Raw genomic sequence first — 22,304 nt, forward strand, 5'->3', positions numbered from 1 at the left:
TTAGACCCTGCCGGGCTCCGACATATATTCGCCTGCGGTATGCACCAGCTTATCCCGCGGCAGCGATAGCGCGTGAATGCGGGCGTTGCGCCAATGGCGGTCGAGATTGAGGCCGATACTGGCCGATGTTTCTCCTGCAAGTTCGAACAGCGCGTTTGCTGTGTCGAGCGCCGTTTCCCCGGCAAGGATTGCGGCCGCCGAGGCGGAAAAATGCGCGTCCGCCATCGCTGCCTCCACAGGATTGACCTGGGCAATGTCGAGTTTGCGGCCAGCCCGTTCCAAGGCTGCCGCCGTCGCTTCGATGCGGATGGCGCGTTCGCCGATCTGGGGAAGGACGGTCGTGCTGCGATCGCCAATTGCAGTCATTAGGTCGCTCCATGCGGCCCGGGCGATGCCCAGGCTGACGCCCGCCTTGAGCAGCAGGCCGAGCGAGATGCCGGTCGAATATCCGGAGGAGGGAGCAGGCGCAATCGCATCGGCATTGACATGAAGCGTTCCGACGATCGCCGTCGCCGATCCATTGGTGCGCTGGCCGAAGCCGTCCCAATCGTCGACCACCTGCACGCCTTCTTCACCGGGTGCGAGGTAGAGTGTCACCGGGCGGCTGGGCGGAGCGGTGGCGGCAGCGGCGATCCAGTCGGCGAATAGAATACCGGGCGCCTGACGCGTGCGCCCGCTCAGGCGGTAGCCCGGGCCTTCGGCGGTCAGTTCGGTCCCGTCGGTGAAGGCGGCGCCCGCGAAGCGGTCGCCGAGCAGCACACGGGCAAACAGCGATGCCTTCAAATCCTCGGCAGCCTGGGTGCGGAGCGTTTCCAGTACGCAAAAGTGATTTTCCAGCGCCTCGCCGATCGAGGCATCGCCCTCGGCGATGATTGCAACGATTTCGGCGAGCAGGGCGTTCGACACGTCGAGCCCTTCATGGTCAGGCGGAACAGTGATTGCCGTCAGCCCTGATACCGACAGCGCGTCAAGCTCGGAAAAGGGCAGGATGCGGTTGATATCACGTTCGCTCGCCTGATGCCGGAATGAGGCGGCGAGGTCGCGGGCCGTGGATATCGCCTCCTCTTCGCTTTCGATGCGATGCGCGGGAGGCCTCAGGCTCTCATGAAACTGCGATACCGTTCCCATCGGTCACTCTTTCCTCGACGGTTACAGGAGTGAGGGATTGCCCCTCGAATGATAAGGCCGGTTTTTCTACAAAAGCCGTGTGCTTTGAATTTTCTTACCAGCTTGATTGCCTTGTCCTTTACTCTACTTACGGTGAAGTGGGGCTTTCTTGATCGAGAAATATGATGAGCGACTCTCGTGCTCGCAACAGCGAGGTTTCGAAAATGGCGCGCCAGCCGAGACCGCGTCTGACGCTGGATATTGCCGCTATGCCAACCTATGCGATCGGCGACATTCACGGTCGGTACGATCTGCTTGTGAAAGCCGAGGCGGCGATCCTGCGCGATGGCGCGCAGTTGCCCGGGCGTAAGCTGATCGTCACGCTCGGCGACTATATCGACCGCGGCCCGGAATCGTCACAGGTCATCACCCATCTCATGGAGCCACCGCCTGATGGATTCGACCGCATCTGCCTTGCCGGCAATCACGAAATCGCCATGCTCGACTATATCGACGGCTGGATCTCCTATGACGATTGGATGCAGATGGGGTCGGCGGAGTCGCTCAAATCCTATGGCCTCGATCCGGAGCATCTGCCGCTGGTCTTCCCCACCGGCGCGAAGCTCGATGTCTTCATCCGCCAGTCGCTGCCGCGTACGCATATCGATTTCATGCGGGCGATGCCTGTCCTGCTGGAAACCCCAAGCGTGATTTTCGTGCATGCCGGCATCAATCCGAAACTGCCGCTCGACAGGCAGACGGACGAGGATCTGGTCCTCATCCGCCAGCGGTTTCTCGAAAGCCGGGTGCCGTTACCAAAACTCGTCGTTCACGGCCATACACCGAACGACAAACCCGACATACGGCCGAGGCGGCTCAATATCGATACGCGCGCCTATCGCAGCGGCAAACTCACCGTCGCCCGCTTGTGGCAGGGCAAGGTGCATCTGTTTTCGACCTGACTTCCGTTTCCTCAGCCGGGTGGGATCGTCTCAGACGACCCCTTCCTCGACCGGCTCTGTCCTCGCTGGTTCTACAGTGGCCGGCCGGTTACGGCGCCAGCCGCGCAGCACGACGTAGAAGACCGGCGTCAGGAACAGGCCGAAGATCGTCACACCGAGCATGCCCGAGAAGACGGCTGTGCCGAGCGACTGGCGCATTTCGGCGCCGGGGCCGGTGGCGATGGCAAGCGGCAGAACGCCGAAGATAAAGGCGAATGCCGTCATCAGGATCGGGCGCAGGCGAAGATGGCTGGCCTCGATAGCCGCCTCCACCGGCGACTTGCCCTCGTCTTCCGCTTGCCTAGCGAACTCGACGATCAGAATAGCGTTCTTGGCCGCAAGGCCGATCAGAACAATCAGGCCGATCTGCGTCAGGACATTGTTGTCCATTCCCCTCAACGAGACCCCGATCAGCGCCGCGAGCACCGCAAGCGGGACAATGAGAATGATCGCCAGGGGGAGAACCCAGCTTTCATATTGCGCCGCCAGCGCCAGGAAGACGAAGACGACGGACAGGGCGAAGATGTAGATGGCGGTGTTGCCGGTGTGGGTTTCCTGATAGGCGAGTTCCGTCCATTCGAAGGTCGTCCCCTGCGGCAGGATCTTGGCTGCTAAGGCCTCCATCTTGGCGATGGCATCGCCCGTCGACGTGCCCGGCGTCGGATTGCCCTGAAGCGGCACCGAGACATACATGTTGTAGCGCTGGACAAGCGCCGGGCCACTGGCATCCTGGATGTCCATCAAGGTTCCAAGCGGAACCAGCGCGCCGGTCGCCGACCGGACCTTCAGGGCAAGGATGTCTTCCCGGTCCATGCGGTATTGCCGGTCGGCTTGGGCTCGAACCTGGTAGACGCGGCCGAACGCATTGAAATCATTGACGTAGGAGACGCCGAGATTGATGGAAAGGGCGTTGAAGATATTGGGGATCGGCACATTCAGGAAACGTGCCTTGTCGCGGTCGATCGCCAGGAAATATTGCGGGCTTGCATCGGAGAATGTCGTAAAGACGCCGGTCAGCCCCTCGGTCGTTGCCGCCGCACCCATCATCTGCCGGGCGAGGCCGAGGACGCGCGTCATGTCGGCGTTTTCGAGATCGGAAATCTGCATCTTGAAGCCGCCGGAATTGCCGACGCCACGCACGGATGGCGGCGGGATGGCGATGATGAAGGCTTCCTGGATGCTTTGCAGCTTTCCGTAAAGTTCGCCGATGATCTTGTTGGCGTTCTCTCCGCCTTCTTCACGTTCGGCAAAGGATTTGAACGGGACGAAGACGACGCCGGCATTCGAGGCATTGGTGAATGTCGCCCCGCTGAAGCCGGCAAATTGAACGGCATTGCCGACGCCGGGCACGGTGCGGGCGATATCGCCCACCTGTTTGACGACGGCATCGGTACGCGCGAGCGAGGCGCCGTCAGGTAGCTGTATGACGATGATGGCGTAACCCTGGTCCATGGTCGGGATAAAGCCCGCGGGAACTTTCGTGCCCATATACCAGGTCGCTCCGAGCAGGCAGACGAAGGTGACCATCGCGGCTGTCAACCCTACCCAGCTGCTGACCAGATGCCGAACGGTCCATGAATAGCCGGAACTCAGCCGATCGAATCCATGATTGAAGCCGTCCGCAAGCCCTCTTCCCAGACGGGATGCGACATTCGTGCGCTTGGTTTCATGGTCATGGGTTTTCAGTAATATGCCTGCGAGCGCGGGCGACAGTGTGAGCGAATTCAATGCAGAAATTGCAGTGGTGACGGAGATCGTGACCGCGAACTGCCTGTAGAACTGGCCAGAGATGCCTGGAATGAAGGCTGTCGGCACGAACACGGCGATCAACACCAGCGAGATGGCGACGACGGCGGTTCCGACTTCGTCCATCGTGACATGGGACGCCTGCTTCGGCGTCATCCCGCGCGCCAGATTGCGCTCGACGTTTTCCACCACCACGATCGCGTCGTCGACGACGATACCGATCGCGAGGACGAGGCCGAACAGCGTGAGCATGTTGAGCGAGAAGCCGAAGGCGAGCAGGACGGCGAAGGTGCCGATCAGCGATACCGGGATGGCAATGATCGGAATGATCGCGGTTCGCCAGGATTGCAGGAAGACGAGAACGACGATTGCCACCAGGATGGCCGCTTCGGCGATGGTTCTATAGACCTCGTTGATGGAATCCGAGATGAATTCGGTCGTGTCGTAGACGATACGATATTCTAGGCCCGGCGGGAAATTCTGGGAGATGTCCTTCATGAGCGTCTGGACCTGATGCGCAGTGTCCAGGGCGTTGGTTCCCGGCCGGGCGAAGATGCCGAGAGCAACTGCGGGGTCATTGTTGAGATAACTGTTGGTGACGTAATCCTGTGCGCCGAGTTCGATACGGGCGACGTCCTGCAACTGGACGAGCCGGCCTGATGTCGTCGATTTCACGATGACATATCGGAACTCGCGCACGTCGGAGAAGCGGCCGTCCGTTCGCACCGTATATTCGAAAGCATTCTTGCCGGTGACGGGTGGGGCACCGATCTTGCCGCCCGACACCTGGACGTTCTGATCTCTCAACGCGGAGACGACGTCATCGGATGTCATCCCGTAAGCGGAGAGCTTTTCCGGATCCAGCCAGATTCGCATCGAATACTGGCGCTCGCCAAAGATCTGCACGTCGCCGACGCCGTCAAGGCGCACGAGAACGTCGCGGATGCGGTTGCGGGCGTAATTCGAGACGTAAAGCTGGTCATAGCGGTGCGATGGCGACAGTAGGTGCACCACCATCATCAGATCCGGTGAGCTTTTGTCGGTGGTCACGCCAAGCCGCTGGACTTCCTCGGGAAGACGGGGAAGGGCGATGGAAACGCGGTTCTGGACGAGCACCTGGACCTTGTCGAGATCGGTGCCTAGCTTGAAGGTGATCGTCAGCGACATGGCGCCGTCGGCGCTGGAGTAAGAAGACATGTAAAGCATGTCTTCGACGCCGTTGATCTGTTGTTCGAGCGGCGTCGAAACGGTATCGGCGATCGTCTGCGGGTCGGCACCCGGATAGGAAGTGCGCACGACGATGGTCGGCGGCGCTATCTCCGGATACTGCGATACCGGCAATTGCGTGTAGGCAATGCTGCCGACGACGAGAAAAAGGATCGAGATGACGGCCGCAAAGATCGGCCGGTCCACGAAAAAATGAGCAAATCTCATTGTCCGCTCTCCGCGCCGGCAGTTTCCGGCGGAGCGTCCTGCCGCTCCTGCGGCAGTTCGGTCATCTGAGGCGTGATCTTTGCGCCCGGCCGGGCGCGCATCAGGCCGTTGACGATGATCGTCTCGGTGCCATCAAGGCCCTCGCGTATGACGCGGTAGCCGTAGAGGCGCGGTCCGGGCCTTACGGGCTTGGTCGAAACCGTGCCGTCTTCGGCGACGACATAAACGACGCGCTCATTCTGGTCCGAGCCGATGGCCTCGTCGGGGACGAGAATGGCCTGGTAGGTGTTGGAGGCTTCGACCTGTATGCGACCGAATAGGCCGGGCTGAAGGACGAGATCAGGATTGGGGAAGCGGGCACGCAGACGAATGGTGCCACTCTCATTGTCGACCCGGTTCTCGGCGAAATCGAGCTTTCCCTTGAACGGTTTGGCACTGGGATCCGAGATCGTGACGGACACATCCAGTCCGCCACCGCCCTGCTGCAGATCCTTGCCCAGTTTGCGCGCGGTGTCGGCGAAATTCAGCAGCCGGCGCTCGTCGACGTCGAAATAGAAATCGATCGGATCGAGCGAAACGATCGTCGTCAGCACAGTCTGGTCGGTCTGCACAAGGTTGCCGGCCGAGATCAGCCGGCGGTCGATGCGGCCGCTGAGCGGCGCCTTGATCTCGGTATATTCCATGTCGAGAGAGGCGCGGTCGGCTGCGGCCTGTGCGCCGCGGACATTGGCCTCGGCCGAATCGAATTCGCGGCGGCGATCATCCAGCGTCTGGGCTGACTGGCTGCCGCTCGAAGTTAGCGATTGTGTGCGCTTATATTGCGCATCGGCAAAGACCAGGGCGGATTGCGCCGATTCGAGTGTGGCCTTTGCCTGATTGAGCGCGGTTACGAACGGCCGCTGATCGATGACGAAGAGCAGATCGCCCTGCTTGACCAATGCGCCGTCCTGGAAATGAATTTCCTGCAGGTAACCACCGACGCGCGATCGAACCGAGACCTCGTCGACCGGCTCGAAGCGGCCGATGAATTCGTCGCTGTCGACGACATCGCGAACGACCGGCTTGGCGACGGTGACGGGCGGGGGCGGCGGGGCGCTCTGGGCCAGCACGGGGAGGGGCATGAATGCGGCGATACAGCCAAGCACCACCATCTGTCGAAGCGCGTAAGTCATACCGGTCCCCCAATCTCGACGGTCGATTTCACTGCCGCCAAACCTAAGATGAAGTGATGCTGTACATGTCTTGCTGCTTTGACCGAGGGTCTCTGCCCCCGTGATTTCCCCGGCGTTCAATCCCTTGGAAAAGGAAGGCCGGCACGCAATGCACATCCGAAAAATCGTAACCCTATGGAATTGGACTATAAACGGCAGCGGCGAAAAATTGCAAATGCCAATTGGTAACGATTCCGGAATCCATCAAAACGTCACAGAGGGTATCAGCTCTCGACGATTTCGTCTTTGCCGGGCGGCAGGGCGGCGAGTTCGGCCCAGTCGAGCTCCTGTTCCAGCATGTGAAAAACATCGTCGTCGATCTCGTCGGCGCGCCGCATCGCCGCCAGTCTGCGGCGTTTGGCGACGATGACGTTGCGGCGCTGCTTGTCGAGCCTGCTGACCTCGCGCGGGTGTTTCCCATCAGCGGTGATTTCGCGCTCGGAGGTGTAGACGTCGCGCAGGATGCGGGTGGATTTGTCCTCGCCGCCGGCGAGTTCGGCAAGGGCCGCATCGATCAACGTGACGCGGGCCTTGGCGAGGTCGCGATCCAGGGAGGTGTCCGGGTCGAATTTCAGGAAACGGATCAGCGGCCCGAGCGTCAGCCCCTGGACGATGAGCGTGCCGAGAACGACGGCCAGCGCGCTGAGCAGGATGATATCGCGATCGGGGAAGTCGATCGGCAGAGCGAGCGCGGTCGCCAGCGTGACGAGGCCGCGCATGCCGCACCAGCCGGCAAGCAGGCTGGTCGCGAAAGTCGGAACGGCTTGTGTCGTGCGTCCGCGCGCGGCGAGAAAGTTGATGACGCGGTTATAGATGAGCACCCAGGCCAGGCGGACGACGATGACGGTGACGAAGACCATGGCGGCGAAGGTGATCGCGAAATTCAGGCGGCCGGGATCGAGGTCGAGGACAATCTGACGGGCCTGCAGACCCATCAGCAGGAAAGCGAGCACGTTGAGCAGAAAGACCGCGGCTTCCCAGACCGAATAGGAATGAATGCGGTGGCGGGCCGTCTGCCGCTCGGGCATGTAGCGGGCGATCACCATCGCATAGACGACGATGGCCAGAATTGCCGAAAGGTGCAGCCGCTCGGCGATGATCCAGGTGCCGAAGGTGGCGACGAATTCGAGCAGGGTGCCGCCGAGCGTGCCGGCAAGCCTCGGGCCGACGACCATATAGAGACGGCCCATGAGATAGCCGAGGATGAGGCCGCCAGGCACGGCGAGCGCCAACTCCGCCAGGGCGCCGGCGAAGAAGGCGGGACTTGCGGCGGCTGCCACCGCAGCGCTGAAGATCAGCAGCGCGACTGCGTCGTTCAGGAGGCTTTCACCCTTCAGGATCACATAGGTCTGGCGCGGCAGGGTGAAGCGGTCGAGCATGGCGGTCGCGGCTGCCGCATCCGGCGGTGCGACGATGGCGCCGAGTGCCACGGCTGCGGCAAGCGGGAGGCCGGCCATCGTCACGCTGACGGTGGCGACGGCTGCGGCCGTCAGGATCACGGCGATCGCGGCGAGAGAGAACAGCGGCAGCCAGTTGCGTCTCAACGTCCTCGGCGGCAGATCGTAGGCGGCGTCGAAAAGCACGGGCGCAATCAGCAGCGCCAGCGCAAGCTCGGGATCGATCGCGACCTCGGGCGCCCAGGGCACAGCCGCGACGATGACGCCGGCGATCGCCAGCATTGTCGGATAAGGGATCCGGAACTTCCTGGAAAATTGCAGAAAGACGATCGCCACCAGCAGCAGCGTCAGCATGCTTTCGAAGAACGCCATCGAGCTCCCCAATGCGCGCCTCCGGCGGAGGCTGTTCCTGCCGCAGAATTAGGGCGGAGCTGGGCTGCGACTACTGGCTGGTGCTTGTAAACGGCGAAAGGAGAAACTGTAGGATATGTTTGGCCCGGTCTGCGGCATTTTAGCCGCCATTGCTGAATATGCCGTCCATGCCCTTGTGCAGTGCACATGCTCAATATATCTACCGATATTATAAGGATGCTTATAAATAACGGTCACAGGTTTCATGAACGCCACTCCGACCCTCGGTTTCCTTCTCCACGACGTCGCACGGCTGCTGCGCAAGCGGTTCGAGCAGCGCGCGAAGTGCCTTGGGCTGACACGGTCGCAATGGCAGACGCTTGCCTATCTCTCGAATAACGAAGGTATCCATCAGGGCGGCCTTGCCGAAATCCTGGAAGTCGAGCCGATCACGCTGGTGCGCATTCTCGACAAGCTCGCCGAACGCGGGCTGATCGAGCGCCGCCAGCACCCGACCGACCGGCGCATCTGGCTGCTCTATATGCGCGACGAGGCGCACCCGTTGCTCGCCGAAATGCGCGAGCTCGGCGACACCACCCGCGCAGAAGCGTTGCAAGGCGTTTCGCCAGAGCAGCGCGAGCTGCTTTTCCACATCCTATCCGTAATGAAGACGAACCTGGTTCAGGCATGCCGGAGCCCGGTTGACGAGAATGAGACGAACGATGGCTGATCAATCCCCCCTCCGCGTCGTTGCCGACGCCAATGCCAAGACCAAGACTCCTGTCGAAGACAATGAAGCGAAACAGCAGGAAACGGTAGCCGAAGCGCCTTCATCCAATTCAGCGCCGGCTGCCGCCGTGGCTGCGCCTGGCGGCAACAAGGTCCGCCGCCGGCGCAGTCTCACGCGGCCGATCCTGTTTGCCCTGCTGCCGGTGGCGCTCGTCGTCGGCGGTTATTATTACGTCAATGGCGGCCAGGTGATGTCGACCGACAACGCCTATATCCAGGCCGACATGGTCGGACTTACCACGGACGTCTCGGGCATCGTCGACCAGATCAACGTGCATGAGAACGAGGCCGTCAAGGCGGGGCAGGTGCTCTTCAGCCTGCGGTCGGATTCTTTCAAGATCGCGCTTGATGGCGCCAAGGCGCAGCTCGGCGCGCAGCGCAACCAGATCATGAATCTCAAGGCCAGCTATCAGCAGTCGCTTGCCGAGATCACGCAGGCGCAAGCCGATCTGCCTTATTATCAGGATCAGTTTGACCGGCAGCAAAACCTCGTCAACAACGGTAGCGCGACGCAATCGGCCTATGACGAAGCCAAGCACAATCTGGAAGCCGCGCAGCAGAAGGTGACCGTCGCCAAGGCGGAAGCCGCAACGACGCTCGCCCAGCTCGGCGGCAATGCCGACCAGCCGGTGGAGGAAAACCCGCTCTATCTGCAGGCCAAGTCGCAGGTCGACAATGCCCAGCGCGAACTCGACCACAGCGTCGTCAAGGCACCGTTCGACGGCATCGTCACCAATGTCAACGCGCTGCAGGTCGGCTCCTACCTGCAGGCTTCGCAACAGGCCTTCTCGCTTGTTGCCACCGACCATCTGTGGATCGCCGCCAGCCCGAAGGAAACCGAGCTTACCTATGTCAAGCCCGGCCAGACGGCCGATATCTATGTCGACACCTATCCCGGCGTGACATGGAAGGGCAAGATCGAGAGCATCAGCCCGGCCTCCGGCTCCAGCTTCTCGCTGCTGCCGGCGCAAAATACTACGGGCAACTGGGTGAAGGTCGTCCAGCGTATTCCGATGCGCGTCAGCATCGAGGACACCGACGGCAAGCCGCCGCTACGTGTCGGCATGAGCACGGTGGTCGATGTCGAGACCGGTCATGCCCGCGGCCTGCCTGATTTCGTCAACAAGCTTCTGGGCCGGCCTCAGGGCAAGGATCATGAGTAACGCTGCCGCTTCTCCGGCGACGCCGATTGCCAATCGCGGCGCGATCACGGCCTGCGTCATTCTCGCCGTCATCATGCAGGCGCTGGACACGACGATCGCCAACGTGGCGCTGCCCTATATCCAGGGCAGCGTGTCGGCCTCTGCCGACCAGATCAACTGGGTGCTGACCTCCTATATCGTCGCGGCGGCAATCATGACGCCGCCGTCGGGCTTCCTTGCCGCCAAGTTTGGCCGCAAACGCGTGCTGCTCGTTGCCATTGCCGGCTTCGTGGCGGCCTCCGTTCTCTGCGGCCTGGCGCCATCGCTGAACCAGATCGTCGCATTCCGCCTGCTGCAAGGCCTGTTCGGCGCATCGCTGGTGCCGCTTTCCCAGGGCATCCTCCTCGATATTTATACGGTCGAGGAGCGCGGCTCGGCCATGGCCCTTTTCGGCGTCTCGGTCATGGTCGGGCCGGTGCTTGGGCCTGTCATCGGCGGCTGGCTGACCGACAATATCAGCTGGCGCTGGGTGTTTTATATCAATGTGCCGATCGGCGCGCTGGCCTTCATGGGCATTGTCGTCTACGTCACCGAGACCAAGAGGGATCTGCTCGCCAAACTGGACTGGTTCGGCTTCGGGATGATGAGCCTCGGCATCGCCGCGCTGCAGCTCTTCCTCGACCGCGGCGAGCAGCTCGACTGGTTCTCTTCCGGTGAGATCATGCTCGAGGCGTTGATCTGCGCCTCAGCCTTCTATCTGCTGATCGTGCACACGCTGACGGCGGAGAAATCCTTCGTGAACCCGAAGCTGTTCCTCGATCAAAATTTCTCGATCAGCATGATCTTCATCTTCGTGGTCGGCATTACCTATCTCGCCTCACTGGCACTGATGACACCCTATCTGCAGACGCTGATGGGCTATCCCGTCATCACCGCGGGCATCGTCATGGGGCCGCGCGGGCTCGGCACCATGCTCTGCATGTTCATCGTCGGGCGGCTGGTCGGCAAGGTCGATACGCGCGCGTTGCTGGCGCTCGGCTTGGGGCTCACCGCATGGGCGATGTACGACATGACCGGCTGGACACCCGACGTCTCGCAATGGACGATCGTCTCGGTCGGCTTCATCCAGGGCGCCGGCCTCGGCTTTCTGTTCGTGCCGCTGACGACGATCGCTTTTTCCACGCTGCCCGCCCATATGCGCGGCGACGGCACCGGTCTCTACAATCTGTCGCGAAACATCGGCTCGGCGGTCGGCATCTCGATCGTCTCGGCGCTGATCGTCGAAAACACGCAGAGCAATCATGAATCGATCGCCGCCTATGTGACGCCGTTTAACCACGCCTTTAATGCGGTGGCTGCGCAGGGGCTCAGCCCGGTGACGGCGGCCGGCCGTGCTTCGCTCAACGAGATCATCACGCTGCAAGCGACGATCATCGCCTATATGGACGATTTCAAGCTGCTGATGCTGATGTCGCTTGCGGTCATTCCGCTGGTTCTGCTGTTGCGCAAGCCGAAGGCAGCACCCGCCGTCGACCACAGCGCCGTCATGGAATGATCAGCGGAACGGCTTGCTGAGATAACGCGATCCCTGAATGCCGAAGCGCCATGGTGCTTCGGCATTTTTCGTGATGCCGATGCGTTTTCCCGAGACGATCGGCACCGGGGCCGACGGCGCGATCGCATAGGGCGGGCGATCGAGCAGCCTGTCATTGATCTCGATGTCGATGCCGAGCGCCTGGCAGAGCTTGCCGGGGCCGCTGCAGAGCGACGTCAGCATATCGGTGCCGCGCCGCTCCATCATTAGAGGGATTCCCGTTTCCGGCTCCAGGGCGCGGATGAGTGCAGCCGAGCCAGGATGGCAGACGAAATTCAGGCACCAGTACATGCCGTAGATGCGGTAGATATAGACATTGCCCGGCTTGCCATACATGGCGCCGTTGCGCTTGGTCGGGCCGCGGAAGCTGTGCGAGGCCTCGTCATCGGGGAAATAGGCTTCGGTCTCGGTGATGCGCCCGCCGACGCCGTCCACGGTCAGATGGCAGCCGAGCAGGTCGCGGGAGACGGCGATCGCATCGCGCTCGAAAAATTCCCTGAGGCTTTCGCCGGTGAGCGTGCCGGCGCCGATCGCGCCTGATATCGTTCCACCATCGGTCATATCAGACGCAGATAACATTCAGCGCGCTCGCCGTCATCCCGAAACCGCTTCATGTTTTTCGGCCAGAGACATCAGCGGCCCGCATTCGGATCGCGCATCGGGATCGAGGATGATGTGACCGAGACCGGGTCGCTCGCCGGGAAGGAATCTTCCAGGCCCTCTTCCAGCTCTTCTTCGAGCAAAGCAGGATCCTTGCTGCGCGCGCCGTCGCCATGGGCAGGTTCGATTGCTGCGGCAAGCAGGGCCTTGGCCCGCAAGACGGCATTTTCCGACGTTAGCTCAGGCGTGCTGCGCAGCGTCACGGCAATGCTGTCTTCGCCTTCGCCGCCGAATTCGACGACGAAGCCGTCTTCCGTCTGGTAGACGGTGATATCGTTGAGTGCCATGGCCGTTCTCCGAGGGCGCTCATATTAGCAAGGCGCAATTTAGTGAAGCGCGTTTTCGGAATTTTGTCGAGCGAAGACCTTTACCAGCCAGTCGATGAAGACGCGCACGCGCGGCGAAAGCTGGCGGTTGCGGGGGTAAAGCAAGGAAACCGGTGTCGGGGTCAGCGGAAAGTCCTGCAGTATCTGGACCAGCGTTCCCGCGGCAAGATCTCCTTCGGCGTGATAGCGTGGGATCTGGATCATGCCGAGGCCCATCCTCGCCGCTGAGATATAGCTTTCGGCGGCGTTGACCGCGATGGTGGCGGGAATGGTGATGTTACGCACCGTGCCGTCGACGGTGAATTCGAGCGGCAGCAGGCTGCCGGTGCCGCTGGAGTGGAAGCCGACCATGCGATGGCCGGCAAGCCGATCGGGATGCTGCGGCAGGCCGTTGCGGGCAATGTAGGCAGGAGAGGCGAGTGTCACCTCATCGAGCATGGCGACGCGCCGGGCGACCATGTCGCTGTCTTGCGGCGTGCCGACGCGCAACACGCAATCGATGCCCTCACGCACCAGATCGATCAGCCGATCGCCCTCACTCATGTAGAATTCGATCTCCGGATAGGTCTCCAGGAAGGACGGCAGGCTCGGCAGTACGAAATGGCGGGCGAGCGTGCCGTGCACGTCGACACGCAGCATGCCCTTCGGCTTGGCGCCGGCAAAGGCTCCTTCGGCTTCCTCGATATCGGCAAGGATCGACAGGCAGCGTTGGTAATAGGCTTCGCCATCAAGCGTCGGACTGACGTGGCGCGTCGTGCGCTGGAGCAGGCGCACGCCGAGGCGGGCTTCCAGCCCCTTGACCGCATCGGTGACAGTCGAGCGTGGCAGACCGGTGTCATCGGCGGCAAGCGTGAAGCTGCGGCGTTCCACGATACGGCAAAACACGCGCATGGCGTCAAATCTGTCCATCTGTTTGTTCGTTATTCTCGGATAGTGATGCCGAAGAATGCCAGATTATCCGCAAAAGGAAAAGGCGCATCTTCTCCTCATCGAAAACGCGCTGCGGCGCAGAATGAAGGAGAAGGACAATGGCTTCCCACGAAAACAGCAAGGTCGCACTGGTGACCGGCGCTTCCCGCGGCATCGGCGCAGCAGTCGCCGAGCGCCTCGCCAAGGACGGTTTCACCGTCGTCATCAATTACTCCGGCAATGCCGCTCCGGCCGAGGAACTGGCAAAGAAGATCGAGCAGGCCGGCGGCAAGGCGCTGACGGCGAAGGCCGATGTCAGCGATGCGGAAGCCGTCCGCCGCATGTTCGATGCCGCGGAAACCGCTTTCGGCGGCGTCGACGTGCTCGTCAACAATGCCGGCATCATGATGCTCTCTTCGCTTGCCGAGGCCGATGACGCCAATTTCGATCGCCAGATCAGTGTCAACCTCAAGGGCACCTTCAATACGCTGCGCGAGGCAGCCAGGCGTCTGCGCGACGGCGGCCGGGTCGTCAACTTCTCGACATCCGTCGTCGGCCTGAAGCTCGAAACCTACGGCGTCTATGCCGCTACCAAGGCTGCGGTGGAAACGCTGACGGCGATCATGGCCAAGGAGATGCGTGGCCGCAACATCACCGTCAACGCCGTCGCGCCCGGTCCTGTCGCCACCGAGCTTTTCCTTAACGGCAAGTCGGACGAACTCATCGCCCGCACGGCGAAAATGAACCCGCTGGAACGCCTCGGCACACCGGAAGACATCGCTTCTGCGGTTGCCTTCCTCGCCGGCCCGGACGGCGGCTGGATCAACGGACAGACGCTGCGCGCCAATGGCGGCGTGATCTGACGAAAGACCGGCGGCGGTCTCCAGGCTGCCGCCAACTCAAAGTTTCCACTTCAAGCAATCCCAATCGAACCCAGAAGGAATAGGATCATGAGCAAGCAAGTCATCGTCATAACAGGCGCTTCCAGTGGTTTCGGCGCGCTTACCGCCCGCGCTCTCGCTAAGGCCGGCCACACCGTCTATGCCGGCATGCGCGCCACGGAAAGCCGCAACGCTCCCGCCGTCGCCGATGCGGCTGAATTCGCCAAGGAGAACAATGTCGATCTGCGCTCGGTCGAACTCGATGTCGCCTCCGACGCGTCGGTTGTATCAGGTATCGCCAGGATCATCGCCGATGCGGGTCGCCTTGATGTCATCATCCACAATGCCGGCCATATGTCCTTCGGCCCGGCCGAAGCCTTCACGCCGGAACAGTTCGCCGAACTCTTCGACATCAACGTGCTCTCCACCCAGCGCGTCAACCGCGCGGCACTCCCCTATCTGCGCAAGCAGGGCAAGGGCCTGGTGGTCTGGGTATCGTCGTCGAGCAGCCGCGGCGGCACGCCTCCCTACCTCTCGCCCTATTTCGCAGCCAAGGCGGCGATGGATTCACTTGCCGTCTCCTATGCCGGCGAGCTTACCCGCTGGGGCATCGAGACCTCGATCATCGTGCCCGGCGCCTTCACCAAGGGCACCAACCATTTCGCCCATTCCGGCTCGCCCGCCGATACGGCCCGCGCCGCCGAATACAATGAAGGGCCCTACAAGGGCGTGCCGGAACAGGCGCTGCAGGGCCTGGCAGCGCTCGAACCTGCCGACGCCGATGCCGGCGCGGTTGCCACGGCCATCGTCGATGTCGTCGGCAAGCCGTTTGGCACCCGGCCATTCCGCGTCCATATCGATCCTTCCGAGGACGGCGCGGAGATCGTCAACGGCGTCGCCGACCGTGTGCGGGCGGAACTGTTCCGCCGCATCGGCCTCGAGGACTTGCTGAAGCCGGCCGTCGGGATTTGAAACCCAATTCGCCACCGCGCGCGGGGACCGCGCGGGAACATAGGAGCCAAGCCGTCATCGCAAATATGTGAACGCGATTGCGGAATTTTCCCTTATAATCCTGCGGGGAGTGCGTATATCTGCTTTATCGCGAGAGAGTGGAATTCCCTGCCGTTCTCTTTGCGAACCTCCAGAGCCTGCCGCGCCCTTGCTACGGTGCGACAGGCTTGATGTTCAAAGTTGCAGATTGCGGCCCGTCGAAGGTTTCCCCTGCCTTCCGGGCCGTATTTGTCTTAGCGCTCAGACGTCGTTCAGTTTCGCCTCGACCAGAAGTTTCACCAGCCAGTCGACGAAGACGCGGACCTTGTTGCTGAGATGGCGGTTCGGCGGATAGACGACATAGAGCGGCAGCGGATCGCGACGCCAGTCCGGCAGCACGCGGACAAGTTCGCCCTTTGCCATCGGCTCGCGCGCCATGAAGATCGGTACCTGCGCGATGCCGAGGCCCGTCAGCGCAGCCGTAAGATAGGTGCGGCTATCGTTGACCGAGGCGATGTAACGCGGACTGGTCTCGATCACCTCGTTGTGCCGGCGGAATTCGAAGGGCAGCGTCCGGTTGTTCTGGGCGCGGAAATAGTTGACGGTGTAATGATCCGCCTCCAGATCCTCCGGCCGCTCGGGCATGCCGAATTTCTGGATGTAGCTCGGCGAAGCACAGGTGATCATCTCGACTTCGGAGACACGCCGCGCAATCAGCGACTGGTCGGCCGGCGTGCCGGCCCGCAGCGCGCAATCGACATTTTCTGCAAGATAATCGACCGTGCGGTCGCCGACACCGAGGTCGATACGGATATCGGGATAACGCTGATAGAAATCGCAAAGTGCCGGAACCACGATCCAATCGGCGAAAGCGCCGGCCATCTCGACACGCAGCCGTCCGCTCGGCAGGCTCTGCGAATTGGAAAGGCTGCCATCGAGCTCCTCCAGTTCCGAAATAATCTGGGCGGCGCGTTCGTAATAAAGCGCGCCGTCCGTGGTCACCATGACCCGGCGTGTGGTCCGATTCAAAAGCTTGGTGCGCAGATGCGCTTCCAGGCCCTGGATGAGATTGGTCACCGTCGCCTTGGGCATGGCGAGCATGTCGGCGGCGCGGGTGAAATTGCCCGTCTCCACGACGCGAATGAAGACGCGCATTGCCGAGAGCTGATCCATCGGTTTCAAATCCGCAGTTTGCGTTGCACCATTGTTCGAGATCTGGAACAGTGTTATCGCGTTATAGCTTCTTATTCCTTGGTTGGAATAACAATATCTTTTTTGTACAAAATGCAAGCGGCAGGCGTTGTCTGCTGGTCGCCGACATAGAAGAGACCGGAAGCATGACGGTGGAATGGAAAGATATGATGCTGGATAAGGTGGCCATCGGCCCCGTTTCCGCACGCATCTACCAGGGCGCCGATTATGGCAAGGGTCCGCCGATCGTGCTCTACCTGCATGGCGGCGCGTTTTTGGATAGCGACAAGAATGTTGACCGGCCGGTGGCGATGAGCCTCGCCAAGGCCGGAGCCATCGTCGTTGCCGCCGATTACAGCAGCCTTTCCGGCAATCTATTTCCGAAGGCGCTGGAAGTCTCCTTCTCCGTTTTCACCTATCTCGCCAACAAACGCGCCGGTCTCGGCGACCGCAAGTCGCTGCTCTTCGTCGCCGGCGAGGAGGCGGGCGGCAATGTCGCCGCCGGCGTGGCGCTGAAGGCGCGCGACCAGATGCCGGACGCGCTCGACGGCCAGGTCCTGATTTCGCCGCTGCTCGATCCCTTCATGGGCACCTCTTCGATCCGCAAGGCTGAAGCCATCGGCATGCGCCAGCGCTGGACGGAAGGTTGGAGCCACTATCTGAGCGGCGGCGGTTGCCACCCTTATGCGGCGCCTTGCCTCTGTTCGCGTATATCCGGCGTTGCGCCGGCGCTGATATTTACCGCGGAGGACGATCCTCTGCACGACGAAACGATTGGTTACGGTGTCCGCCTGAAACAGGCCGGCGTCGGTGTGCGCCAGCATGTCCTTCCCGCCGGGACGGGCTGGCCCTCGATTTATGGTGGGAAATCCGACGGAGCGCCCGACTGGCAGGAAAACGTCAGCCGCCATTTCGGAAGCTTCCTTCGGGAGGTAAGCGTCCAACCGCAATTGCATTGAAGAAGACCTGATATTTCGGCGGCCTAGAGCCGCAAGGAGAGTACTAATGACGTCCAGAAGTAAGCGCTGGGCCCTGATGGGCGCCGGCATAGGCCTTGTTGCGTCCATTTCCGGCGCTGCATTGTTTTTCGAATTGCCGATGAGCACGACCGCTACGGCTGCTTCCGCCCCCGCGCAGGCTCCCGCAGTGCCGGTGACGGTTGCCGTCGTCGCGGCGCGCGACGTGACGGCCTGGGAAAGTTTCTCCGGCCGTCTCGAAGCGGTCGACCGGGTGCAGGTGCGTTCCCGTGTCGCCGGCGCCATCCTTTCGGTGGCGTTCCGCGAAGGGGCGCTGGTCAAGCAGGGCGACCTGCTCTTCACCATCGACCCGGCTCCCTACCAGGCGAGCGTGGCGCAGGCGCAAGGCCAGGTCGCTTCGGCCGAAGCCAAGGTCAGCCTGGCGCAGACCGAACTCGATCGTGGCCGCAGGCTTTCCGACAACCGCACCATCTCCCAGAGCGATCTCGATCAGCGCCAGAGTTCGCTGGCTGAGGCTCAGGCGGGGCTGCGTTCGGCGCAGGCTGCCCTGCAGTCTGCGCAGCTCGATCTCGATTACACTCAAGTGCGGGCTCCGGTTTCCGGCCGCATCGGCAAGATCGAGGTGACTGCCGGTAACCTCGTCGCGGCCGGTTCGACCTCGCCGGCGCTGACGACGCTCGTTTCGGTCGATCCGATCTATGCGAGCTTCAATGCCAGCGAAGAGATGGTGACGCGGGCGCTCGCCCAGCTTCCGCAGACGGACAGCGCCCTGCCTCCCGTCGAGCAGATCCCGGTCGAAGTCGGCACGCTGACCGACAGCGGCACGCCGATCAAGGGCAAGCTGCAACTGATCGACAACGAGGTCGATGCATCAAGCGGCACGATCGGCGTTCGCGCCGTCTTCGATAATCCGGGCGGGCGTCTCATCCCCGGCCAGTTCGTGCGGGTGCGCATGGGCCAGCCGAAGGCCGAGAACAAGATCGTCATCAGTGACCGCGCCGTCGGCACGGACCAGGACAAGAAGTTCGTCTTCGTCGTCGATGGCGAGAACAAGGTCGCCTATCGGCAGGTCCAGCTCGGCACAGTGGCTGACGGTCAGCGGGTGGTCGAAGGCGGCCTGAACGTCGGCGAGAAGATCGTCGTCAACGGTCTGCAGCGCATCCGTCCAGGCGCAGTCGTCGCGCCTCAGATGGAAGAGAAGGTCGCGACCGCGCAGTAAAGACTTTCGCCTTCCCCTGAGGGGGAGGGCCAATACTCGAAATGATACGACCCGCCGGCGGCTCCCAAACCGCCGGAGAGGGACTTTGCATCCATGTTCACCCCGGAGAGGGCTTTGATATGAACATCTCCAGATTCTTTGTCGACCGCCCGGTCTTTGCCGGCGTTCTTTCGGTCCTCATCCTGGTTGCCGGCCTGATCGGCCTGCGCGCGCTGCCGATTTCCGAATATCCAGAGGTCGTACCGCCGTCGATCGTCGTGCGCGCTACCTATCCCGGCGCCAACCCAAGCGTCATCGCCGAAACGGTGGCAACGCCGCTCGAAGAGCAGATCAACGGTGTCGAAGGCATGCTCTATATGGCCAGCCAGGCGACATCGGACGGCGTGCTCAACGTCACCGTTACCTTCAAGCTCGGCACCGACCCCGACAAGGCGCAGCAGCTCGTGCAGAACCGCGTTTCACAGGCCGAACCGCGCCTGCCGGCGGAAGTCCGTTCGCTCGGCATCACGACAGTCAAGAGCTCACCCAACTTCATCATGGTCGTCAACCTCGTCTCCGACGGGAACAATCACGACATCACCTATCTTCGCAATTACGCGACCCTCAACGTCAAGGATCGGCTCGCCCGCATCGCAGGCGTCGGTCAGGTGCAGGTTTTCGGCGCCGGCGACTATTCCATGCGTGTCTGGATCGACCCGCAGAAGGCCGCCGAGCACAATCTTGCCGCCAGCGACATCAGCAGCGCGATCAGTTCCCAGAACATCCAGGCCGCCGCCGGTATCATCGGCGCATCGCCGAGCCAGCCCGGTGTGGACCTGCAGCTCAACGTCAATGCCCAGGGCCGCCTGCGCACGCCCGAGGAGTTCGGCAACATCATCGTCAAGACGGGCGCCAATGGCGAGATCACCCGCCTTCGCGATGTCGCCCGCATCGAGCTCGGTGCTGCGGACTACACGCTGCGTTCGCTGCTCGACGGTAAGCCGGCCGTCGCCGTCGCCGTTCTTCAGGCGCCGGGTTCGAACGCGATCGAGATTGCGGACAATGTGAACGCGACCATGGATCAGTTGCAGCTCGCCATGCCTGAGGGCGTCAAATACGAGATCGTCTACGATACGACGAAATTCGTGCGGGCCTCGATCGAGAAGGTCATCGACACGCTGCTCGAAGCCATCGCGCTCGTCGTCCTCGTCGTCATCCTGTTCCTGCAGACGTGGCGCGCCTCGATCATCCCGCTGATCGCCGTTCCTGTCTCGATCATCGGCACTTTCGCGGTCATGTATGTCTTCGGCTTCTCGATCAACGCGCTCAGTCTGTTCGGACTGGTGCTTGCGATCGGTATCGTCGTCGACGACGCGATCGTGGTGGTCGAAAACGTCGAGCGCAATATCGAGGAAGGCCTGTCGCCGCGGGCTGCCACCTACAAGGCGATGAGGGAAGTCTCCGGTCCGATCGTCGCGATCGCGCTGGTGCTCGTCGCGGTGTTCGTGCCGCTTGCTTTCATCTCCGGTCTGTCGGGTCAGTTCTACCGCCAGTTCGCGCTGACGATCGCGATTTCGACCGTGATCTCGGCCTTCAACTCGCTCACGCTGTCTCCGGCGCTGGCAGCTCTTCTCCTGAAGAGCCATGATCAGCCGAAGGACTGGCTGACGCGGTTCATGGACGCTATCTTCGGCTGGTTCTTCCGCGGCTTCAATCGTGTCTTCGGAGCGGGCTCGAATGCCTACGGCAAGGGCGTTGGCGGGCTGTTGTCGCGCAAGAGCATCGTCATGGTGATCTACCTGGCGCTGGTCGGTGCGACCTACAGCCTGTTCAGCACGGTCCCCGGCGGCTTCGTGCCGTCGCAGGACAAGCAGTATCTGATCGGCTTCGCCCAGTTGCCGGATGCCGCAAGCCTGGACCGCACGGAAGACGTCATCAAGCGCATGACCGACATCGCGCTGGCACAGCCGGGCGTTGCCAATGCGATTGCCTTTCCGGGCCTGTCGATCAACGGCTTCACCAACTCCTCGAATGCCGGCATCGTCTTCGTGACGCTGAAGGACTTCGAAGAGCGCAAGACGCCTGATCTCTCGGGCGGTGCAATCGCCATGGCGCTGAACCAGAAGTTCGGCGTCATCCAGGATGCCTTCATCGCCATGTTCCCGCCGCCGCCGGTCAATGGTCTCGGCACGACGGGCGGTTTCAAGCTGCAGATCGAGGATCGTGCCGGCCTCGGCAACCAGGCGCTCGACGAGGCGACCAAGGCCGTGCTTGCAAAAGCCTACCAGGCGCCTGAGCTCGCCGGGCTGTTCTCCAGCTTCCAGATCAACGTGCCGCAGCTCTATGCCGATCTCGACCGTGCCAAGGCCGAGCAGCTCGGGGTTTCCGTCACCGACGTCTTCCAGACGCTGCAGATCTATCTCGGTTCGCTCTACGTGAACGACTTCAACGCCTTCGGCCGCACCTACAGCGTCCGTGTGCAGGCCGATGCGAAATTCCGCGCCCAGCCGGAAGATATCGGCCAGTTGAAGGTCCGGTCGGCATCGGGTGAGATGATCCCGCTTTCTGCCCTCTTGAAGGTGGAACCGAGCACCGGTCCGGAACGCGCGAACCGCTACAACGGCTTCCTTGCCGCCGATATCAACGGCGGTCCGGCACCGGGCTTCTCGTCGGGTCAGGCGCAGGCGGCAATCGAGAAGATCCTTCACGAGACCCTGCCTGCGGGCATCGACTTCGAATGGACGGATCTGACCTATCAGCAGATCCTGGCCGGCAATTCGAGCATCGTCGTCTTCCCCCTGGCACTGTTGCTCGTCTTCCTGGTGCTGGCCGCCCAGTATGAAAGCCTGACGCTGCCGCTTGCGATCATCATGATCGTGCCGATGGGCGTGCTGGCCGCGCTGACCGGCGTCTGGCTCACCGGTGGAGACAACAACATCTTCACCCAGATCGGTCTTGTGGTGCTTGTCGGTCTATCGGCGAAGAACGCGATCCTTATCGTGGAATTCGCCCGCGAACTGGAGTTCGAGGGAAGAACGCCGCGGGAGGCCGCGATCGAGGCCAGCCGCCTTCGCCTTCGCCCGATCCTCATGACCTCCCTCGCCTTCATCATGGGCGTCGTGCCGCTCGTCGTCTCCACAGGCGCCGGCGCGGAAATGCGTGCGGCCATGGGTGTCGCGGTCTTCTCGGGCATGATCGGCGTGACCTTCTTCGGCATCTTCATGACGCCGGTGTTCTATGTGCTGCTGCGGCGGCTGACGGGCAACCGTCCGCTCATCCAGCACAAGCCGGACGAACACAAGGAAGAAGAGGCGGAGGTCATCCGGCTCGCGGCGGAATAAACGGAATTCAACCTTCCTTTGTCGAGTAAATCGGGCGGGAACTTCGGTTCTCGCCCGTA

Annotated in this window: 17 protein-coding genes; 9 read left to right on the forward strand and 8 right to left on the reverse strand. The window is 62.0% G+C overall.

What is annotated here, in order from left to right:
- Positions 1–1,128: a monooxygenase gene (locus tag FFM53_RS18060; RefSeq protein ID WP_138386773.1), complete on the reverse strand. Its 1,128-nt coding sequence runs from the start codon at positions 1,126–1,128 to the stop codon at positions 1–3.
- Between the two features lie 164 nt (positions 1,129–1,292).
- Between FFM53_RS18060 and FFM53_RS18065 the strand changes: the two genes are divergently transcribed.
- The gene (locus FFM53_RS18065; RefSeq protein ID WP_173883605.1) at positions 1,293–2,069 is read left to right on the forward strand and encodes a metallophosphoesterase family protein; all 777 of its coding nucleotides are present in this window, start codon (positions 1,293–1,295) and stop codon (positions 2,067–2,069) included.
- A gap of 30 nt (positions 2,070–2,099) precedes the next feature.
- On the opposite strand, the gene FFM53_RS18070 is transcribed toward FFM53_RS18065, so the two are convergent.
- The 3 genes from FFM53_RS18070 to FFM53_RS18080 all read right to left on the reverse strand — a co-directional run bounded on the left by FFM53_RS18070 (position 2,100) and on the right by FFM53_RS18080 (position 8,268).
- Positions 2,100–5,288 (reverse strand): efflux RND transporter permease subunit, encoded by a 3,189-nt coding sequence (locus FFM53_RS18070; protein WP_138330171.1) that lies wholly within the window; start codon positions 5,286–5,288, stop codon positions 2,100–2,102.
- Positions 5,285–6,460 carry an efflux RND transporter periplasmic adaptor subunit gene (locus FFM53_RS18075; RefSeq protein WP_138330172.1) on the reverse strand — a complete coding sequence of 392 codons (1,176 nt, stop codon included), beginning with the start codon at positions 6,458–6,460 and terminating at the stop codon, positions 5,285–5,287. Before FFM53_RS18075 ends, FFM53_RS18070 begins: the two co-directional genes overlap by 4 nt.
- A gap of 263 nt (positions 6,461–6,723) precedes the next feature.
- Positions 6,724–8,268: a cation:proton antiporter gene (locus tag FFM53_RS18080; RefSeq protein ID WP_138330173.1), complete on the reverse strand. Its 1,545-nt coding sequence runs from the start codon at positions 8,266–8,268 to the stop codon at positions 6,724–6,726.
- Positions 8,269–8,512: 244 nt separating this feature from the next.
- Between FFM53_RS18080 and FFM53_RS18085 the strand changes: the two genes are divergently transcribed.
- The 3 genes from FFM53_RS18085 to FFM53_RS18095 are packed head-to-tail and all read left to right on the forward strand — an operon-like array spanning position 8,513 to position 11,733.
- Positions 8,513–8,977, forward strand: a complete 465-nt coding sequence (locus FFM53_RS18085; RefSeq protein WP_003562008.1) for a MarR family winged helix-turn-helix transcriptional regulator — start codon at positions 8,513–8,515, stop codon at positions 8,975–8,977.
- Positions 8,970–10,199: an HlyD family secretion protein gene (locus tag FFM53_RS18090; protein WP_138330174.1), complete on the forward strand. Its 1,230-nt coding sequence runs from the start codon at positions 8,970–8,972 to the stop codon at positions 10,197–10,199. Before FFM53_RS18085 ends, FFM53_RS18090 begins: the two co-directional genes overlap by 8 nt.
- Positions 10,192–11,733 (forward strand): DHA2 family efflux MFS transporter permease subunit, encoded by a 1,542-nt coding sequence (locus tag FFM53_RS18095; RefSeq protein ID WP_138386774.1) that lies wholly within the window; start codon positions 10,192–10,194, stop codon positions 11,731–11,733. Before FFM53_RS18090 ends, FFM53_RS18095 begins: the two co-directional genes overlap by 8 nt.
- On the opposite strand, the gene FFM53_RS18100 is transcribed toward FFM53_RS18095, so the two are convergent.
- From FFM53_RS18100 to FFM53_RS18110, 3 genes are read right to left on the reverse strand one after another with little or no spacing between them, the layout of a single operon-like run.
- Entirely contained in the window at positions 11,734–12,351 is a 618-nt protein-coding gene (locus tag FFM53_RS18100) for a DNA-3-methyladenine glycosylase (protein ID WP_138330176.1), read from the reverse strand.
- Positions 12,352–12,404: 53 nt separating this feature from the next.
- Entirely contained in the window at positions 12,405–12,719 is a 315-nt protein-coding gene (locus FFM53_RS18105) for a hypothetical protein (RefSeq protein ID WP_012758722.1), read from the reverse strand.
- 39 nt (positions 12,720–12,758) lie between these two features.
- Complete coding sequence (locus FFM53_RS18110; protein ID WP_138386775.1) at positions 12,759–13,667, reverse strand: LysR family transcriptional regulator; 909 nt, start codon at positions 13,665–13,667, stop codon at positions 12,759–12,761.
- 119 nt (positions 13,668–13,786) lie between these two features.
- Between FFM53_RS18110 and FFM53_RS18115 the strand changes: the two genes are divergently transcribed.
- A complete protein-coding gene (locus FFM53_RS18115) occupies positions 13,787–14,530 on the forward strand; it encodes an SDR family oxidoreductase (protein ID WP_138386776.1) in 744 nt (247 codons plus the stop codon).
- 87 nt (positions 14,531–14,617) lie between these two features.
- Positions 14,618–15,520 (forward strand): SDR family oxidoreductase, encoded by a 903-nt coding sequence (locus tag FFM53_RS18120; RefSeq protein WP_138386777.1) that lies wholly within the window; start codon positions 14,618–14,620, stop codon positions 15,518–15,520.
- Positions 15,521–15,799: 279 nt separating this feature from the next.
- Here the strand turns inward: FFM53_RS18120 and FFM53_RS18125 are convergent, their stop codons facing one another.
- A complete protein-coding gene (locus FFM53_RS18125) occupies positions 15,800–16,711 on the reverse strand; it encodes a LysR family transcriptional regulator (protein ID WP_138386778.1) in 912 nt (303 codons plus the stop codon).
- Positions 16,712–16,875: 164 nt separating this feature from the next.
- On the opposite strand from FFM53_RS18125, the gene FFM53_RS18130 reads away from it, so the two are divergent.
- The 3 genes from FFM53_RS18130 (at position 16,876) to FFM53_RS18140 (ending at position 22,245) form a co-directional block, all read left to right on the forward strand.
- Positions 16,876–17,688 carry an alpha/beta hydrolase fold domain-containing protein gene (locus FFM53_RS18130; RefSeq protein WP_138386779.1) on the forward strand — a complete coding sequence of 271 codons (813 nt, stop codon included), beginning with the start codon at positions 16,876–16,878 and terminating at the stop codon, positions 17,686–17,688.
- A gap of 46 nt (positions 17,689–17,734) precedes the next feature.
- Entirely contained in the window at positions 17,735–18,925 is a 1,191-nt protein-coding gene (locus FFM53_RS18135) for an efflux RND transporter periplasmic adaptor subunit (protein ID WP_138386780.1), read from the forward strand.
- A gap of 119 nt (positions 18,926–19,044) precedes the next feature.
- Positions 19,045–22,245, forward strand: coding sequence for an efflux RND transporter permease subunit (locus FFM53_RS18140; protein ID WP_027663841.1), 3,201 nt, complete (start codon positions 19,045–19,047; stop codon positions 22,243–22,245).
- Positions 22,246–22,304 lie beyond the last annotated feature (59 nt).

The organism is Rhizobium indicum (assembly GCF_005862305.2).
In the GTDB taxonomy this organism is placed as follows: domain Bacteria; phylum Pseudomonadota; class Alphaproteobacteria; order Rhizobiales; family Rhizobiaceae; genus Rhizobium; species Rhizobium indicum.

Coding starts and splice junctions, on each gene's coding strand:
- FFM53_RS18060 (WP_138386773.1), bottom strand. CDS start 1,128: ATGGGAACGGTATCGCAGTTTCATGAGAGCCTGAGGCCTCCCGCGCAT.
- FFM53_RS18065 (WP_173883605.1), top strand. CDS start 1,293: ATGAGCGACTCTCGTGCTCGCAACAGCGAGGTTTCGAAAATGGCGCGC.
- FFM53_RS18070 (WP_138330171.1), bottom strand. CDS start 5,288: ATGAGATTTGCTCATTTTTTCGTGGACCGGCCGATCTTTGCGGCCGTC.
- FFM53_RS18075 (WP_138330172.1), bottom strand. CDS start 6,460: ATGACTTACGCGCTTCGACAGATGGTGGTGCTTGGCTGTATCGCCGCA.
- FFM53_RS18080 (WP_138330173.1), bottom strand. CDS start 8,268: ATGGCGTTCTTCGAAAGCATGCTGACGCTGCTGCTGGTGGCGATCGTC.
- FFM53_RS18085 (WP_003562008.1), top strand. CDS start 8,513: ATGAACGCCACTCCGACCCTCGGTTTCCTTCTCCACGACGTCGCACGG.
- FFM53_RS18090 (WP_138330174.1), top strand. CDS start 8,970: ATGGCTGATCAATCCCCCCTCCGCGTCGTTGCCGACGCCAATGCCAAG.
- FFM53_RS18095 (WP_138386774.1), top strand. CDS start 10,192: ATGAGTAACGCTGCCGCTTCTCCGGCGACGCCGATTGCCAATCGCGGC.
- FFM53_RS18100 (WP_138330176.1), bottom strand. CDS start 12,351: ATGTTATCTGCGTCTGATATGACCGATGGTGGAACGATATCAGGCGCG.
- FFM53_RS18105 (WP_012758722.1), bottom strand. CDS start 12,719: ATGGCACTCAACGATATCACCGTCTACCAGACGGAAGACGGCTTCGTC.
- FFM53_RS18110 (WP_138386775.1), bottom strand. CDS start 13,667: ATGGACAGATTTGACGCCATGCGCGTGTTTTGCCGTATCGTGGAACGC.
- FFM53_RS18115 (WP_138386776.1), top strand. CDS start 13,787: ATGGCTTCCCACGAAAACAGCAAGGTCGCACTGGTGACCGGCGCTTCC.
- FFM53_RS18120 (WP_138386777.1), top strand. CDS start 14,618: ATGAGCAAGCAAGTCATCGTCATAACAGGCGCTTCCAGTGGTTTCGGC.
- FFM53_RS18125 (WP_138386778.1), bottom strand. CDS start 16,711: ATGGATCAGCTCTCGGCAATGCGCGTCTTCATTCGCGTCGTGGAGACG.
- FFM53_RS18130 (WP_138386779.1), top strand. CDS start 16,876: ATGACGGTGGAATGGAAAGATATGATGCTGGATAAGGTGGCCATCGGC.
- FFM53_RS18135 (WP_138386780.1), top strand. CDS start 17,735: ATGACGTCCAGAAGTAAGCGCTGGGCCCTGATGGGCGCCGGCATAGGC.
- FFM53_RS18140 (WP_027663841.1), top strand. CDS start 19,045: ATGAACATCTCCAGATTCTTTGTCGACCGCCCGGTCTTTGCCGGCGTT.